General features: G+C 68.9%; 12 protein-coding genes and 1 pseudogene. 7 read left to right on the top strand and 6 right to left on the bottom strand.

The genetic code is table 11. From position 1 onward, the window contains the following. Window positions 1-238 (bottom strand): annotated as a pseudogene (locus B8W67_RS13430) (hypothetical protein); the annotation flags it as partial. A 170-nt stretch (window positions 239-408) separates the two neighbouring features. Continuing rightward, window positions 409-1,533: a PQQ-dependent sugar dehydrogenase gene (locus tag B8W67_RS13425; protein WP_197747591.1), complete on the bottom strand. Its 1,125-nt coding sequence runs from the start codon at window positions 1,531-1,533 to the stop codon at window positions 409-411. A 184-nt stretch (window positions 1,534-1,717) separates the two neighbouring features. Between B8W67_RS13425 and B8W67_RS13420 the strand changes: the two genes are divergently transcribed. Beyond that, window positions 1,718-2,488, top strand: coding sequence for a DoxX family protein (locus tag B8W67_RS13420; RefSeq protein ID WP_234806757.1), 771 nt, complete (start codon window positions 1,718-1,720; stop codon window positions 2,486-2,488). A gap of 9 nt (window positions 2,489-2,497) precedes the next feature. Here B8W67_RS13420 and B8W67_RS13415 read toward each other — a convergent pair whose 3' ends face one another. After that, window positions 2,498-2,836 carry a PH domain-containing protein gene (locus B8W67_RS13415; protein WP_069393505.1) on the bottom strand — a complete coding sequence of 113 codons (339 nt, stop codon included), beginning with the start codon at window positions 2,834-2,836 and terminating at the stop codon, window positions 2,498-2,500. A gap of 297 nt (window positions 2,837-3,133) precedes the next feature. On the opposite strand from B8W67_RS13415, the gene B8W67_RS13410 reads away from it, so the two are divergent. The 3 genes from B8W67_RS13410 (at window position 3,134) to ilvC (ending at window position 6,615) form a co-directional block, all read left to right on the top strand. Continuing rightward, entirely contained in the window at window positions 3,134-5,023 is a 1,890-nt protein-coding gene (locus B8W67_RS13410; RefSeq protein WP_085304485.1) for an acetolactate synthase large subunit, read from the top strand. Next, a complete protein-coding gene (ilvN, locus tag B8W67_RS13405) occupies window positions 5,023-5,532 on the top strand; it encodes an acetolactate synthase small subunit (RefSeq protein ID WP_085304484.1) in 510 nt (169 codons plus the stop codon). Before B8W67_RS13410 ends, ilvN begins: the two co-directional genes overlap by 1 nt. A gap of 81 nt (window positions 5,533-5,613) precedes the next feature. After that, the gene (ilvC, locus tag B8W67_RS13400; protein WP_174254771.1) at window positions 5,614-6,615 is read left to right on the top strand and encodes a ketol-acid reductoisomerase; all 1,002 of its coding nucleotides are present in this window, start codon (window positions 5,614-5,616) and stop codon (window positions 6,613-6,615) included. 28 nt (window positions 6,616-6,643) lie between these two features. Here the strand turns inward: ilvC and B8W67_RS13395 are convergent, their stop codons facing one another. Further along, entirely contained in the window at window positions 6,644-8,077 is a 1,434-nt protein-coding gene (locus B8W67_RS13395) for a phytoene desaturase family protein (RefSeq protein WP_085304482.1), read from the bottom strand. 33 nt (window positions 8,078-8,110) lie between these two features. Then, window positions 8,111-9,547 (bottom strand): FAD-binding oxidoreductase, encoded by a 1,437-nt coding sequence (locus B8W67_RS13390; protein WP_085304481.1) that lies wholly within the window; start codon window positions 9,545-9,547, stop codon window positions 8,111-8,113. A gap of 183 nt (window positions 9,548-9,730) precedes the next feature. Here B8W67_RS13390 and serA point away from each other — a divergent pair, with 183 nt between their 5' ends. The 3 genes from serA to B8W67_RS20330 all read left to right on the top strand — a co-directional run bounded on the left by serA (window position 9,731) and on the right by B8W67_RS20330 (window position 13,082). Continuing rightward, window positions 9,731-11,317, top strand: a complete 1,587-nt coding sequence (gene serA, locus B8W67_RS13385; protein ID WP_069393495.1) for a phosphoglycerate dehydrogenase — start codon at window positions 9,731-9,733, stop codon at window positions 11,315-11,317. Then, window positions 11,314-12,324: a 3-isopropylmalate dehydrogenase gene (locus B8W67_RS13380; RefSeq protein ID WP_085304480.1), complete on the top strand. Its 1,011-nt coding sequence runs from the start codon at window positions 11,314-11,316 to the stop codon at window positions 12,322-12,324. The genes serA and B8W67_RS13380 overlap by 4 nt, the downstream gene beginning before the upstream one ends. A gap of 68 nt (window positions 12,325-12,392) precedes the next feature. After that, window positions 12,393-13,082, top strand: coding sequence for an MmpS family transport accessory protein (locus tag B8W67_RS20330; protein WP_109470194.1), 690 nt, complete (start codon window positions 12,393-12,395; stop codon window positions 13,080-13,082). Window positions 13,083-13,095: 13 nt separating this feature from the next. Here B8W67_RS20330 and B8W67_RS13370 read toward each other — a convergent pair whose 3' ends face one another. Then, window positions 13,096-14,322, bottom strand: coding sequence for an MFS transporter (locus tag B8W67_RS13370; protein WP_234806756.1), 1,227 nt, complete (start codon window positions 14,320-14,322; stop codon window positions 13,096-13,098). Window positions 14,323-14,334 lie beyond the last annotated feature (12 nt).

Genomic DNA, 14,334 nt, shown 5'->3' with positions numbered 1-14,334 from the left:
CAAGGGCGTGATTAGCCGGTGCCAGGTGGGTCCCAGTCAGGCCGTCATCGTGGTCCCAGATCGGGTTGACACAGCCAACCGCCGGCAGGCGCCGGTGCACGGTCTCGAGCCGCTCCAGCAACGCCAGGCGCTCCGGGGTGGTCAACGCCGTGCAATCGAGGTCGACCACCGCGTCCACGGCCGCCTCCAGAGCGTCGTAGCAGGCGGTGATCTCCTCCCGCGCGTTGATCGAACTCATGTTCTAAAACTAGCGCGACCCCCCGACATCACCCCACATCACCACCGCAATAACCACCGCAATAACCACCGCCACCGCCACCGGTCAGCAGAGTTATCCCCAGTACCCGAACCATCCCCAAACCAAGCCGACAAAAATCAGTACGGCTCCGGGGCGCCGGGCGGTGCGGGTTAGGTTTTCTCCTCGTCGCTACGTGGGAAGCCCCCACCCTTGGGGAACAACGGGAAGACGACGTCATCGAGGGTGCCCGCGTCGCCGAAGCTGCGGTTGACCGTGCCGGCCCAGATGTTGCCGTCCGGGGACAGTTTCAACGACCAGGCGTGACCGTGATTCTCCCCGTCGCGGACCACTTCGGGTTCACCGGTGAGCGCACCGGTGTCCTTCGACACCGACAACACCACCGTCTGTTTGGTGTTCACCAAGTTCACCAGCACCGTGCCCTCCAGGGCCGCGCACCCGGCCACCCCCGGCTTGTCCGGCCAGGTCCAGACCGTCGACACCTCGGATTTCTTGGTGATGCGCTGCAGGCGGTCGCCGGTCGGGCTGCGATCGGTGACATACAGCGAACCGTCGGCCGGGTCGATGCACAGCCCGCCGCCGGCCCCCAGGCCGCTCAGCGCCGTCGTCGGTGGCGCCTGGCCGACCGTGGTCGGCTGTTCGATGCGCAGCAGCTTGCCGGCCATCGATGCCGGATCAGCGGCCGCGGCGGGGTCACCGGCGTCGCCGGTCAGCACGACCAGGGTGGTCGGGCTGGTGAAGATCAGCGCGCCGGTGTTGCCGGTCGGGCCCTTGGGGATACCGGTGAGGATGTCCTTGGGAACGTCGCCGTCGGCGATCCGGATGACGCGGTTGTCGGTCGGGGTGCTGATGTAGGCATACATCAACCGGTCCTGCTCGTAGGTCGGCGACAGCACGATGTCCATCAGCCCGCCGTCGCCGGCGGGGTCGACGTCGAGCACCGTTTTCACGGTCGGCTCGGCGTCGGTGGCGATCTCCTTGATCGCCCCGGTGGTCCGCTCGGCGACCAGGGCGGTTTTGCCGGTGGGGCCCATGATCAGCCCGCTGGTGGGCTCCAGGCAGCCCTGCATCACCCCCGGTGCCGGGCACTCCTTCGGGAACGGCTTGCCCGGTAACGGCGGTGGTGGAGGGGTCGACGACGGTGGCGGCGGAGCCAGCTGCGGTACCTCGGTGAACGGCTCGGATTGGGCATCGTTGAATCGGGCGCACCCGGAGGCCACGAGCGTCAGCGCACAGCCGAGCGCGACCATCCACAGAACCGGCCGGTGCGATCGCATGCCCGCCAGATTACGGACCGTGGTCCGACGCTCGCCACGGAGATGTGTGTGCAGAAGGTCACGGTGTGGATACGCCCTGGATAAGAGGGCAAATCAAATCGCCAAAACAGGGGGGCGGGGCTCTACCCTGTCAGGCGTGCCCCGTCAATCCGATGACCCACAATGGCAGCGACCGGAGGAACCTGTGGCCCCCAGCAACGTGCAATCATCCGGTTCGGCGAGTTTGGTCGATCCCGAGGACGACTTGCCGTCGGCCACCTACGCCGGCGACTTCGAGACCACCGCGATCCCGTCCTATGACCCGCACAACCCGCCCTATCCCAGTTCGGGGTTCAGCCTGCTGGCCGATCAGGAGCCGCTGCCGTATGTGGGGCCGCAGGACCCCGGGGCGCCGCCGGACTGGCACGCCCAGGAGGAGCGGGTCCGGGCGGCCGGGCGCCGCGGCACCCAAGACCTCGGGCTGCTGATCCTGCGGGTGACCCTGGGTGGGCTGTTGATCGGGCACGGCCTGCAGAAACTCTTCGGGTGGTGGGGCGGATCGGGGCTCACGGGCCTGAAGAATTCACTCTCCGACGTCGGCTACGAGCACGCCGACATCCTCACCTATGTCGCCGCCGGTGGTCAGATCACCGCCGGGGTGCTGCTGGTGCTGGGGCTGTTCACGCCCCTGGCGGCCGCCGGCGCACTCGCGTACCTGATCAACGGCATGCTGGCCGGGGTCTCGGCCGACTCCGGGCGGTTCGCGTTCTTCCTGCCCGACGGGCACGAATACCAGGTGACGCTGATCGCTCTGGCGGTGGCGATCATCCTGGTCGGGCCCGGCCGCTACGGGTTCGACGCCGGCCGCGGCTGGTCGCGGCGGCCCTTCATCGGCTCGTTCCTGGCGCTGCTGCTCGGCATCGGCGGCGGGGTGGCGATGTGGGTGCTGCTCAACGGGGCGAATCCGCTGACCTGAGCGGCCGTCTCACCGGTACGGGTTGGGTACCCGCCCGGCGCTGGCCTCGGCGAGGCGCGGCAACGTCGCGAACGTGACCGCGGGCAGGAGCAACTCGGTGCCATCGGTGAGGTGGGCGCGGGCCCACGATCCCTTGGTGAACCGCAATCCCTCGACGTCGTCCCAGCCGACCGTGCGGCTGGCCGCCAGGGTGCGCGCGGTCACGCCCGCCGAGTCGGCGACGGTGCGAACCCGGATGATCCAGACCGACGCGGCGACCGGCACCAGCAGCAGGGCAGCAGCCGGCGGCCAGACCGCCGCCGGTGCCACCAGGCACACGGCGACGAACCCGACCGCCAGATGGGCCATCGGCGAGATCCGGATCACGACCGGTTCGGTGCGCGCGCGGGATTGGCTGGTCACCCCGGCATCATCGCACCATCGGCGGCCGCCGTCGGCGGCGGGCATATTTGACGGTTGACCTGTGGGGACGCTACCGTCGAGGCATGAACAGTCGCGGCATGCTCGTAGTACTTGGTCAGCGCGTTGGCGGCTGACTGACCCAACCGGGTACTCGAGCACCGACGCGCAACCCTCGTGCAGCAGCTGCTGGCGGGGGTTTTTGTTTGTCTCGGCACAGAATCTTCGACAGCAAAGAAGGACACCGTGAGCGCACCCACCACGCGGCCGCCGGCCGATCCGCGACCTGCGGATAACGGCGCCGCCGACTCCACCGACGCGAAGACCGACGCAAAGACCGCGACGAAGACCGACGCAAGGACCGCGAAGGCCCGCCGTGTCGCTCCCGAGCAGGTGACCGGCGCCGAATCGGTGGTCCGGTCGTTGGAGGAGCTCGACGTCGAGGTCATCTTCGGCATCCCCGGCGGTGCCGTGTTGCCGGTCTACGACCCGCTGTTCGACTCCCGCAAGCTGCGCCATGTCCTGGTCCGCCACGAGCAGGGTGCGGGGCACGCCGCCAGCGGCTACGCCCACGCCACCGGCCGGGTGGGGGTGTGCATGGCCACCTCGGGTCCGGGCGCGACCAACCTGGTCACCCCGCTGGCCGACGCGCAGATGGACTCCATCCCGGTGGTCGCCATCACCGGGCAGGTGGGCCGCCAGCTCATCGGCACCGATGCGTTCCAGGAGGCCGACATCTCCGGGGTGACGATGCCGATCACCAAACACAACTATCTGGTGAGCAACGGCGACGACATCCCCCGGGTCATCGCCGAGGCGTTCCACATCGCCGCATCGGGGCGACCCGGCGTGGTGCTCGTCGACATCCCCAAGGACATCCTGCAGGGGCCGTGCACGTTCTCCTGGCCGCCGACGATGGAGCTGCCCGGCTACAAGCCGAACACCAAGCCGCACAACCGGCAGATCCGGGAGGCCGCCAAACTGATTGCCGCCGCGCATCGCCCGGTGCTCTATGTGGGCGGCGGAGTGATCCGCGGCGACGCCACCGCCGAGTTGGCCGAACTCGCCGAGCTGACCGGCATCCCGGTGGTCACCACCTTGATGGCACGCGGCGCCTTCCCCGACAGCCATCCGCAGCACCTGGGGATGCCCGGAATGCACGGCACGGTCGCCGCGGTCGCCGGACTGCAGCGCAGCGACCTGATGATCACCCTGGGTGCGCGATTCGATGACCGGGTGACCGGACAGCTGGATTCGTTCGCCCCGGACGCCAAGGTGATCCACGCCGACATCGACCCTGCCGAGATCGGTAAGAATCGGCACGCCGACGTGCCGATCGTCGGTGACGTCAAGGCCGTGATCGCCGATCTGCTGGCGGTGCTGCGCCGTGACCAGATCAGCCTGGACATCGACGAATGGTGGGGCTACCTCAACGAGATCAAGACCACCTATCCGCTCAGTTACGGTCCGCAGAGTGACGGCAGCCTCGGCCCGGAGTACGTCATCGAGCACCTCGGCCGCCTTGCCGGGCCCGACGCGATCTACGTCGCCGGCGTGGGGCAGCACCAGATGTGGGCTGCGCAGTTCGTCAACTATGAAAAGCCGCGCACCTGGCTGAATTCCGGCGGCCTGGGCACGATGGGCTTCGCGATTCCGGCTGCGATGGGCGCCAAGATGGGACGGCCCGACGCCGAGGTGTGGGCGATCGACGGGGACGGCTGTTTCCAGATGACCAACCAGGAATTGGCGACGTGTGCGATCGAGGGGCTGCCGATCAAGGTGGCGTTGATCAACAACGGCAACCTCGGGATGGTGCGTCAGTGGCAGACGTTGTTCTACGGCGAGCGGTATTCGCAGACCGACTTGGCCACCCATTCCCGCCGCATCCCCGATTTCGTGAAGTTGGCCGAGGCGCTCGGCTGCGTCGGGTTGCGTTGCGAGCGTGAGGAAGACGTCGAGGACGTCATCAACCAGGCGCGTGCGATCAACGACCGGCCGGTGGTAATCGACTTCATCGTCGGGGCTGACGCCCAGGTGTGGCCGATGGTGGCCGCCGGAACCAGCAACGACGAGATCCAAGCGGCGCGCGGAATCCGTCCGCTCTTCGACGACGACGACAACGAGGGGCACGCCTGATGACCACTGTCACCACACACACCCTGTCGGTGCTGGTCGAGGACAAACCCGGTGTGCTGGCCCGGGTGGCCTCGTTGTTCTCGCGCCGCGGGTTCAACATCGAGTCACTCGCGGTCGGTGCCACCGAGACCAAGGGCATGTCGCGGATGACGATCGTCGTATCGGTCGAAGACACCCCGCTGGAGCAGATCACCAAGCAGTTGAACAAGCTGATCAACGTGATCAAAATCGTCGAGCACGACGAGACCCAGTCCGTCTCCCGAGAGTTGGCGCTGATCAAGATCCGCGCCGATTCCACCACTCGCGGCCAGGTCGTCGAAGCGGTGAACCTCTTTCGCGCCAAGGTCATTGACGTCTCCACCGAGTCGTTGACGGTCGAGACGACCGGAACCGAGGAGAAACTGGAGGCGCTGCTGCGGGTCCTGGAGCCCTTCGGCATCCGCGAGATCGCACAATCCGGACTGGTCACCTTGTCCCGCGGTCCGCGGGGCATGGGGTCCGGCAAGTAATCTGCTCGGGGCGCGAGCAGTCAAAACTCACGAACTACCACCTGAAAACGATTAGAGGAGAAGAGACACGTGGCAGTGCAGATGTTCTACGACGACGACGCGGATCTGTCGATCATCCAGGGCCGCAAGGTCGGCGTGATCGGATACGGCAGCCAGGGGCACGCCCACTCGCTGAGCCTGCGCGACTCCGGTGTGCAGGTCAAGGTCGGGCTCAAGGAGGGCTCGAAGTCGCGGGCCAAGGTCAGTGAGCAGGGCCTGGAAGTCGACACCCCCGCCGAGGTCGCCAAATGGGCTGACGTGATCATGTTGCTGGCCCCCGACACCGCCCAGGCGCAGATCTTCACCGAGGACATCGAGCCGAACCTCAACGCCGGTGACGCGCTGTTCTTCGGTCACGGTCTGAACATCCACTTCGGGCTGATCAAACCGGCCGACGAGATCACCGTCGCGATGGTCGCCCCCAAGGGGCCGGGGCACCTGGTGCGCCGCCAGTTCGTCGACGGCAAGGGCGTGCCCGCGCTGATCGCGGTCGCCCAGGATCCCACCGGTGCCGGTGAGTCGCTGGCACTGTCGTATGCCAAGGCGATCGGCGGCACCCGGGCCGGGGTCATCAAGACCACGTTCAAAGAGGAAACCGAAACCGATCTCTTCGGGGAGCAGGCCGTGCTCTGCGGCGGCACCGAGGAATTGGTCAAGGCCGGTTTCGAGGTCATGGTGGAGGCCGGCTACGCCCCGGAGATGGCCTACTTCGAGGTGCTGCACGAGCTCAAGCTCATCGTGGACCTGATGTACGAGGGTGGTATCGCCCGGATGAACTACTCGGTGTCCGACACCGCGGAGTTCGGGGGCTACCTGTCCGGGCCGCGGGTCATCGACGCCGACACCAAGCAGCGGATGCGCGACATCCTTCGCGACATCCAGGACGGCACCTTCGTCAAACGCCTGGTCGCCAACGTCGAGGGCGGCAACGCCGAACTCGAGTCGCTGCGCAAGGAGAACGCCGAGCACCCGATCGAGGTGACCGGCAAGAAGTTGCGCGACCTGATGAGCTGGGTGGACCGCCCCATCACCGAGACCGCCTAGCCGCGGAGACCGAAGGGCACCCCCGCGGTCAGGGGGCCAACTCGGGGAGTTCGCGGATGCCGAACTCGCGGCGCAACACCGTGCGGGCGGCGTAGTAGCCGGCCATCCCGTGGACCCCGGCGCCCGGGGGAGTCGCCGCCGAACACAGATAGGCCCCCGGGATCGGTGTGGCCCAGGGGTTGGCGCGCGGGGTGGGGCCGGCCAGGGCGCGCCAGGCGTTGTTGGCGCCCACCCCGATGTCGCCGCCGACGTAGTTGGCGTTGTGGTCGGCCATCCGGGCCGCGGGCGTGCACCGGGCGGCGACGACGACGTCGGCGAATCCCGGGGCGAACCGCTCGAACACCGCGCGCACGGCGTCGGTCTGATCCCGCGGAGAGCCGGCGGGGACATGCGCGTAGGTCCACAGCGGGCGGCGTCCGGCCGCATCGACACGCCCCGGGTCGGTCAGGTGCGGCAGTGCGGCAAGCACCATCGGCTCGGCGGCATGCCGCCCGGCGGCCACCGCGGCCTCCGCGCGGGCCATCTGTGCGCGGTCGCCGCCGAGATGCAGCGTGGGTGCGGTTGCCAACCGAGGATCGGCCCAGGGGATCTCGTCGGAGAGAACGAAATCGACTTTGGTCACGCCGGCGCCGAATGTGTAGCGGCGCAGCGAATTCTGATAGCGGTTCGGCAGCTGATCGCCGTAGATGTCGAGTAGCGCAGTCGGTGCGGTGTCGTAGAGGACGACACCCGGCGGTGGCGTGGTGACCTCGGTGTCGGTCTGCACACTGGCGCCGTGCGCACGCAGATCCGCGAGGAGCGCATCAACGATCGCCTGACTGCCGCCGGCGGGAACCGGCCAACCCACGGTGTGTGCCAGTGTCGCCAACAACATGCCCGCTCCGGCCGAGGTCATCGACGGCATCGTCGAAATGGTATGGGCGGCAACACCGGTGAACAGCGCTCGTGCGTCCCCGGCGGGAAGGCTCGCATTCCACGCCGGGGTGCCCTGCCAAAGCATCCGTAGTCCCAGCCGCGCTACGGTGGTCAGCCCGAAGGGCAGTGATCGTTTATCGCCGAGCAGGAACCCCACCACCGCGTCAGGGTGCTCCACCAGCGGCCCGAGAAGGCGCCGCCAGCCACGCCCGTCGGACAACTCCTCACAGGTGTGATCGAAATCGCGGTAGGCGATGGCCGCGGGCCGCCCCGGCAGCGGGTTGCCGTAGGAGACGGCCGGGGAGACCAGGTCGACACCGCGGGCCGGTAGATCGAAGGCGGCGAAAAACGGCGACGCCAGCGCCAGCGGGTGCACGGCCGAGCAGATGTCATGACGCACGCCGGGGAACTCCGGGTCGGCCATCGTGCGGGCGCCGCCGCCGAGCGTCGATTGCGCCTCGAGGACCTGTACCGACAAACCGGCCCGGGCGCAGACCACGGCCGCGGCCAGACCGTTGGGGCCGCTGCCGACCACGGTGACATCCATGCCTCGATGGTAGGGGCCGCGCACTGACACGCTTTAGAACGTCATCCCGGAGAACATCACCCGGCCGGGATCGTACTTCTGGCGCACCGCGCTCAGTCGGGAAAGGTTGGCACCGAAATACCGTGCCGGTGACTGGTTGGCCTCCACGTAATTGACATAGCCACCCGCTGAATACCGTTGCACCGCTTGGTGTGCGGTATTGAGCCACGCTGTGGCCGCCGACGGTGGCCCGGCGGTTTCGACGTACCACTGCACCAGCGCGGAGTGCCGGCGCCAGGGGAAGGCGGTGGCGTTCGGTGCGACGCTGGCCAGCGCGCCGTCGAGGGCGTGCATGATCACGAACACCCGGCCCGCCCCGGGCGGGAACGCGTCGCGCGCCGCGGCGATCGCACGCGCGACGTCGGCGGTGATCGCCGGCAGCACATCGGAGCCACCGACGTAGGCCAGCGGCGCCGGGTTGAGGTTGCCGGCCAAAAAGCGCACCAGATCCAGATGGCTGAAGGTGTGGTGTTCGGTGCCGGTCGGTTGAGCGCCGACAGCGGCCACCAGGGCATCGGCGGTGGCGGGGCCGGAGCCCACCGGACCGGTCGCCAATATCCGGCACTGCGAACCGTGGCCGTCGGCGACGGCGTCGGCCAACGCCCAGCGGCTGCGGTCGGCCGAGCGCAGCCAGTTCTGCCAGCCGAGCAGGACCCGCGCGAACGCCTCCGGCGGGAACGTGAGGTTGACCACATCGACGTCGCTGGTGGGGAAGGTGGCGAAGGTCAGCGAGGTGACCACACCGAGGTTGCCGCCGCCGCCCCCGCGCAGCGCCCAGAACAGATCGGGGTTGGCCGAGGCCGACGCGGTGACCGACTGGCCGTCGGGCAGCACGACCGTGGCCGATCGCAGCGCGTCCGACATCAGGCCGGCGTGACGCGAATCGGCCCCGAGGCCGCCGCCGAGCGCATGTCCGGCGGTGCCCACGGTGGGGCAGATCCCGGTGGGGATCCCGCGTCCTGCGCCGGCCAGCGCCTCGTGCAACGGGTAGAGGCCGGTCGCGGGGGAGACCGTGACCTGCCCGCTGGCCTGATCGATGTCGATGGTTGCGGGCAGCGGGCGCAGGTCGAGCACCATGGTGCCGTTGGCGGTGGAGGCGCCGACGTAGGAGTGCCCGCCGCTGCGGGGCGCGACCTTCAACCGGTGCGCCGCGGCGAAGGCCATCGCCTTCTGCACGTCGGCGGCGGAGGTGGCGGTGACGATCGCCGCCGGCGTCGCATCGTTGAAGTTGGTGTTGAACACCTGTTTCGCGCTCGCGAACTGCGGCCCGTCGGTGGGGCGCAAGACCTGCCCGCCGATGGCGCCGGCCAGCGGGTCCCACCCGCCGGTGTTCGGGTCGGCGCCGGCGCTCCCCGGTCGCAGCAGCGCCCCGGCCACCAGCGTCCCGGCGGCGCCGCGCAAAAAGGTCTGGCGGGTGATCTCACGGGCCACGATGCGGGCCCGTCATCGGTCTCATGGGGGAATTGTCGACGGTCCACAACCGCAGGTGGGCGAGGCGGCCGGTGTGTCGGGTCATCCGTTAGACGGCTGTGACCTTGTGGTTCCCGGGGGGTGCGGGAGCGTGGCCTGCGCCCGGCTCCGCGACCCGATCACCCGGCCCTTTAGGCTGTCGGGGTGAGCCTGCCCGTTGTGTTGATTGCCGACAAACTCGCCGACTCGACCGTTGCCGCCCTGGGTGACCAGGTAGAGGTGCGCTGGGTCGACGGCCCCGACCGGGAGAAGCTGCTGGCCGCGGTCCCCGACGCCGACGCGCTGCTGGTCCGCTCGGCCACCACCGTGGACGCCGAGGTGCTGGCCGCCGCACCCAAGCTCAAGATCGTCGCGCGCGCCGGCGTCGGGCTCGACAACGTCGACGTCGACGCCGCCACCTCCCGCGGGGTGCTGGTGGTCAACGCACCGACCTCCAACATCCACAGTGCCGCCGAGCACGCGATCGCGCTGATGCTGGCCGCGGCGCGCCAGATCCCGCCGGCCGACGCCTCGCTGCGCGAACACACCTGGAAACGGTCGTCGTTCTCGGGCACCGAGATCTATGGCCACACCGTCGGGGTGGTCGGGTTGGGCCGCATCGGACAGCTGGTCGCGTCGCGGCTGGCCGCGTTCGGTGCGCACATCATCGCCTACGACCCGTATGTCTCCTCGGCGTTGGCCGCCCAGCTCGGTATCGAGTTGCTCAGCCTCGATGAGCTGCTTCAGCGCGCCGATTTCGTCTCCGTGCACCTGCCGAAGACCCCGGAGACCGCGGGGCTGATCGGTTCCGAGGCGCTACGGAAGGTCAAGCCGGGGGTCATCATCGTCAACGCCGCCCGCGGTGGGCTCATCGACGAGGCCGCGCTGGCCGAGGCGATCACCGACGGGCGGGTCCGGGCGGCGGGCCTCGACGTGTTCGCCACCGAGCCGTGCACCGACTCACCGCTGTTCGAGTTGCCGCAGGTCGTGGTCACCCCGCATCTGGGGGCATCGACCGCCGAGGCGCAGGACCGGGCCGGCACCGACGTGGCCGAGAGCGTCAAACTCGCGTTGGCCGGTGACTTCGTGCCCGACGCGGTGAACGTCGCGGGCGGTGCGGTCGCCGAGACCGTCGTGCCGTGGCTGGACCTGGTGCGCAAACTCGGGGTGCTGGCCGGGGTGCTCTCCGCGGAGCTTCCCGCCTCGCTGTCGGTGCAGGTTCGCGGTGAATTGGCCACCGAAGAGGTTGAGGTACTGAAACTTTCGGCGGTTCGGGGACTGTTCTCGGCGGTGATCGAGGATCCGGTGACGTTCGTCAACGCACCCGCTCTCGCCGAGGAACGCGGGGTGAGCGCGGAGTTGACCGTCGCCACCGAGAGTCCCAAATACCGCTCCACCGTGGAAGTCAAGGCGGTCGGCGCCGACGGCGTCGTCACCACGGTGGCGGGCACGCTGGCCGGACCCGAGCAGGTCGAGAAGCTCGTCAGCATCAACGGCCGCAACTTCGATCTGCGCGCCGAGGGCATCAACCTGATCATCAACTACGACGACCAACCCGGCGCGTTGGGCAAGATCGGGACGTTGCTCGGCGGTGCCGACATCAACATCCATGCGGCGCAACTCTCCGAGGACGTCAGCGGCCCCAACGCCACCATCCTGCTGCGCGTCGACCGTGAGGTGCCCGCCAACGTGCGCGCGGCGATCGGCGCCGCTGTCGACGCCAGCAAGCTCGAGGTGGTGGATCTGTCGTGAAACTCGCGGTAATTCCCGGCGACGGGATCGGCCCCGAGGTGGTCGCCGAGGCGGTCAAGGTGCTCGACGAGGTCCTGCCGGGTACCGAGAAGACGAGCTATGACCTCGGTGCGCGGCGCTACCACGCCACCGGGGAGGTGCTGCCGCCCACGGTGCTCGACGAGTTGCGCGGCCACGACGCGATCCTGCTCGGCGCGATCGGTGACCCTTCGGTGCCGTCGGGGGTGCTCGAGCGGGGGCTGCTGCTGGCGACACGGTTCGCTCTGGACCACCACGTCAACCTGCGCCCGGGCCGGTTGTACCCGGGTGTGGCCAGCCCTCTCGCCGGTGAGCCCCACATCGATTTTCAGGTGGTGCGTGAGGGAACCGAAGGGCCCTACACCGGCAACGGCGGGGCCATCCGCGTCGGCACCGAGCATGAGGTGGCCACCGAGGTCAGCGTCAACACCGCATTCGGGGTGGCCCGGGTGGTGCGGTACGCCTTCGACCGGGCCCGGGCCCGGCGCAAGCACCTCACGTTGGTGCACAAGAACAACGTGTTGGCCTTCGCCGGGTCGTTGTGGTCTCGCGTGGTCGCCGAGATCGGCGAGGACTACCCGGATGTCGAGGTGGCCTACTGCCACGTCGATGCGGCCACGATCTATCTGGTCACCGACCCGGGGCGGTTCGACGTGATCGTCACCGACAACCTGTTCGGCGACATCATCACCGATCTGGCCGCGGCAGTCTGTGGCGGAATCGGACTCGCTGCGTCGGGCAACATCGACGCGACCGGTTCCAACCCGTCGATGTTCGAACCGGTGCACGGCAGTGCGCCCGACATCGCCGGGCACGGCGTTGCCGACCCGACCGCCGCGATCATGTCGGTGGGTTTGCTGCTCAGCCACCTCGGTGAGCACACCGCAGCCGAGCGTGTGGATCGTGCCGTCGAGCAGCACCTGGCCACCCGTGGCGACACCGCGCGGTCCACCTCGGCGGTCGGTGACCGGATCGTCGGGCTGCTCTAAGGCGCTCTAAGGCCGCGGCGACGACTTCGGCGTCCGGGCGACATTCGCCGCGCTGTTAAGCTGCCCGAATGTCCAATCCGTACTATGGCAACCCACCCCACGGGGGCAGCCCGGGGCAACCGGGCGCCGTGCCCTACGGTGGCGCCCCGTCCGGTGGGGCTCCCTACGGTGGGCAGCCCTACGGCAGCGCCCCCTACGGCGGCGCCCCCTACGGTGGGCAGCCCTACCCGCCACCGCCCTACGGCGCTCCACCGCCGGCGTACCCGCCCTATCAGGGGGCGCCCTACGGGCCCGGCCCCTATGGTCAGCAACCCTACGGCCCGCCGGGGAAGCCACCGGGCAACAAGACACCGTGGATCATCGTCGCCGTCGTGGCCGTGGTGGCGGTCCTGGCGGTCATTGTGGTCGTGGTGGTCAACAGCGGGGATTCCACCAGCAAGGATCGGACCGACTCCTCGCCGAGCGGCAGCGCCCCCACCAGCGCCGCCCCGGCCGACAGCATCACCTACGAGATCACCGGCACCATCAAGGCGCCGCTGACGGTGATCTACAGCGGCGCGAAGGATCCTGTCGAGACCACCGTCGACACCCTGCCCTGGTCGACCACGGTGTCGCCGAACCCCGGCGCGGCGAGCATCTACGCGCTGCCGACCGATTTCCTCACCGACGCTCAACCCGACATCACGCTCAAGATCAAACGCGGTGACGAGGTGCTGAAAACCTGTAGCAGGCTTGACGCCTGCGTCGCCATCACCTGAACGCGCCTGTTGGTCAGCCGGCGTCGCGTCCCGGGGCGGCGGGCGCCGCAGCCGCGGACTGCCGTTTCTCCGGGCCCACCGGAATCAGCGGCAGCGCGAGCACCGCGACCGCGCCGCAGACGGCGAATGCCGTCGGGTAGCCGCCGACATCGATGATCTCACCGAAGATCGGGGGTGTGGCACCCGCGGTGAGCCGTTGGGTGGTGTTCTGCGCACCCATGGCGCGTCCACTCCAGTAACGGCCGGCGGATTCGGCGACCGCGGTGAACGCCAGCCCGTTATCCAGCACGGTGACCACTGCGCCGACGACCATCAGCGGTATCGCCAGCGCGGAGTCCAGCCGATCGGCTAGGGCCAGGGCCAGCATGCACAAGGCGGCGGCAACGGCGATCATCCGGACCGGGCCCATCCGGGCGCCAACCCGGTCCGACCAGCGGCCGACGGCGACGCGGCCCAGTGCTCCCAGCAGTTGTGAGACGCTGACCAGCACGCCGGCGGAGCCCACCGACCAGTGGTGGTCGCGCATCAGCCAGACCAGCATGAAGGTCAGCACCACGGTCTGGGGGATCATCAACAGCGCCGAAACCAGATGGATCCGCCACAGCATCGCGGAGCGCCGGTAGGGGTTGGCCGTCTCCTGCGGATCGGCGATGGACGGTGTCGGCCGGTGCGGATCACGCACCCCGAATGCGCAGGCCGCCGCCGAGATGGCGCAGGCCGCCGCGGGGAACAACAGCGCGACGTTGAAGTCGCGCTCGCCCAGTTCGGGCAGCACCAGGGCGGCGACCGCGATCCCGAGGGGCTGTGCGGTCTGCCGGATACCCATCGCCAGGCCACGCTGCTGGACGGGGAACCAACCCGTCACCAGTCGTCCGCTAGCCGTATTGGCGCTGGCGGCGGCCGCCCCGCCCACCAGCAGACAGCCGGCCTCGGCCGCCATGCCGTGCACTGATGCCGCGGCGAACACCGCGATGGAGGTGGCACCCAAACCGGCTGTGAGCACGAACCGTTCCCCGAACCGGTCGACCAGATAGCCCCAGGCGATCAGCGTGAACACCATGCCCACGCTCGGCATCGCCGAGAGCAGACCGGCTTCGGCCAGACTGATGCCACGCTCACGATCGAGGGCCGGAATCAGAAACGCGACACCGTTGATGAATGTCGTCGCCGACATCGTCGCCACTAATCCGAGGCTCAGCATCCCCCAAGCCCGCAGGGAGCGGATGGTCTCGGTGCCCACGGTGCGATGGTG

The organism is Mycolicibacillus koreensis (genome assembly GCF_002104795.1).
Classification (GTDB): domain Bacteria; phylum Actinomycetota; class Actinomycetes; order Mycobacteriales; family Mycobacteriaceae; genus Mycobacterium; species Mycobacterium koreense.
Note: the sequence above shows the minus strand (reverse complement) of the source record. Positions and strands in the feature narration are given on the sequence as shown.

What these genes read in the sequence shown, in the direction of transcription:
- ilvN (WP_085304484.1), top strand. Translation starts at nt 5,023, where the DNA reads ATGACCACTGTCACCACACACACCCTGTCGGTGCTGGTCGAGGACAAA.
- B8W67_RS20330 (WP_109470194.1), top strand. Translation starts at nt 12,393, where the DNA reads ATGTCCAATCCGTACTATGGCAACCCACCCCACGGGGGCAGCCCGGGG.
- ilvC (WP_174254771.1), top strand. Translation starts at nt 5,614, where the DNA reads ATGTTCTACGACGACGACGCGGATCTGTCGATCATCCAGGGCCGCAAG.
- B8W67_RS13395 (WP_085304482.1), bottom strand. Translation starts at nt 8,077, where the DNA reads ATGGATGTCACCGTGGTCGGCAGCGGCCCCAACGGTCTGGCCGCGGCC.
- B8W67_RS13425 (WP_197747591.1), bottom strand. Translation starts at nt 1,533, where the DNA reads ATGCGATCGCACCGGCCGGTTCTGTGGATGGTCGCGCTCGGCTGTGCG.
- B8W67_RS13415 (WP_069393505.1), bottom strand. Translation starts at nt 2,836, where the DNA reads ATGGCCCATCTGGCGGTCGGGTTCGTCGCCGTGTGCCTGGTGGCACCG.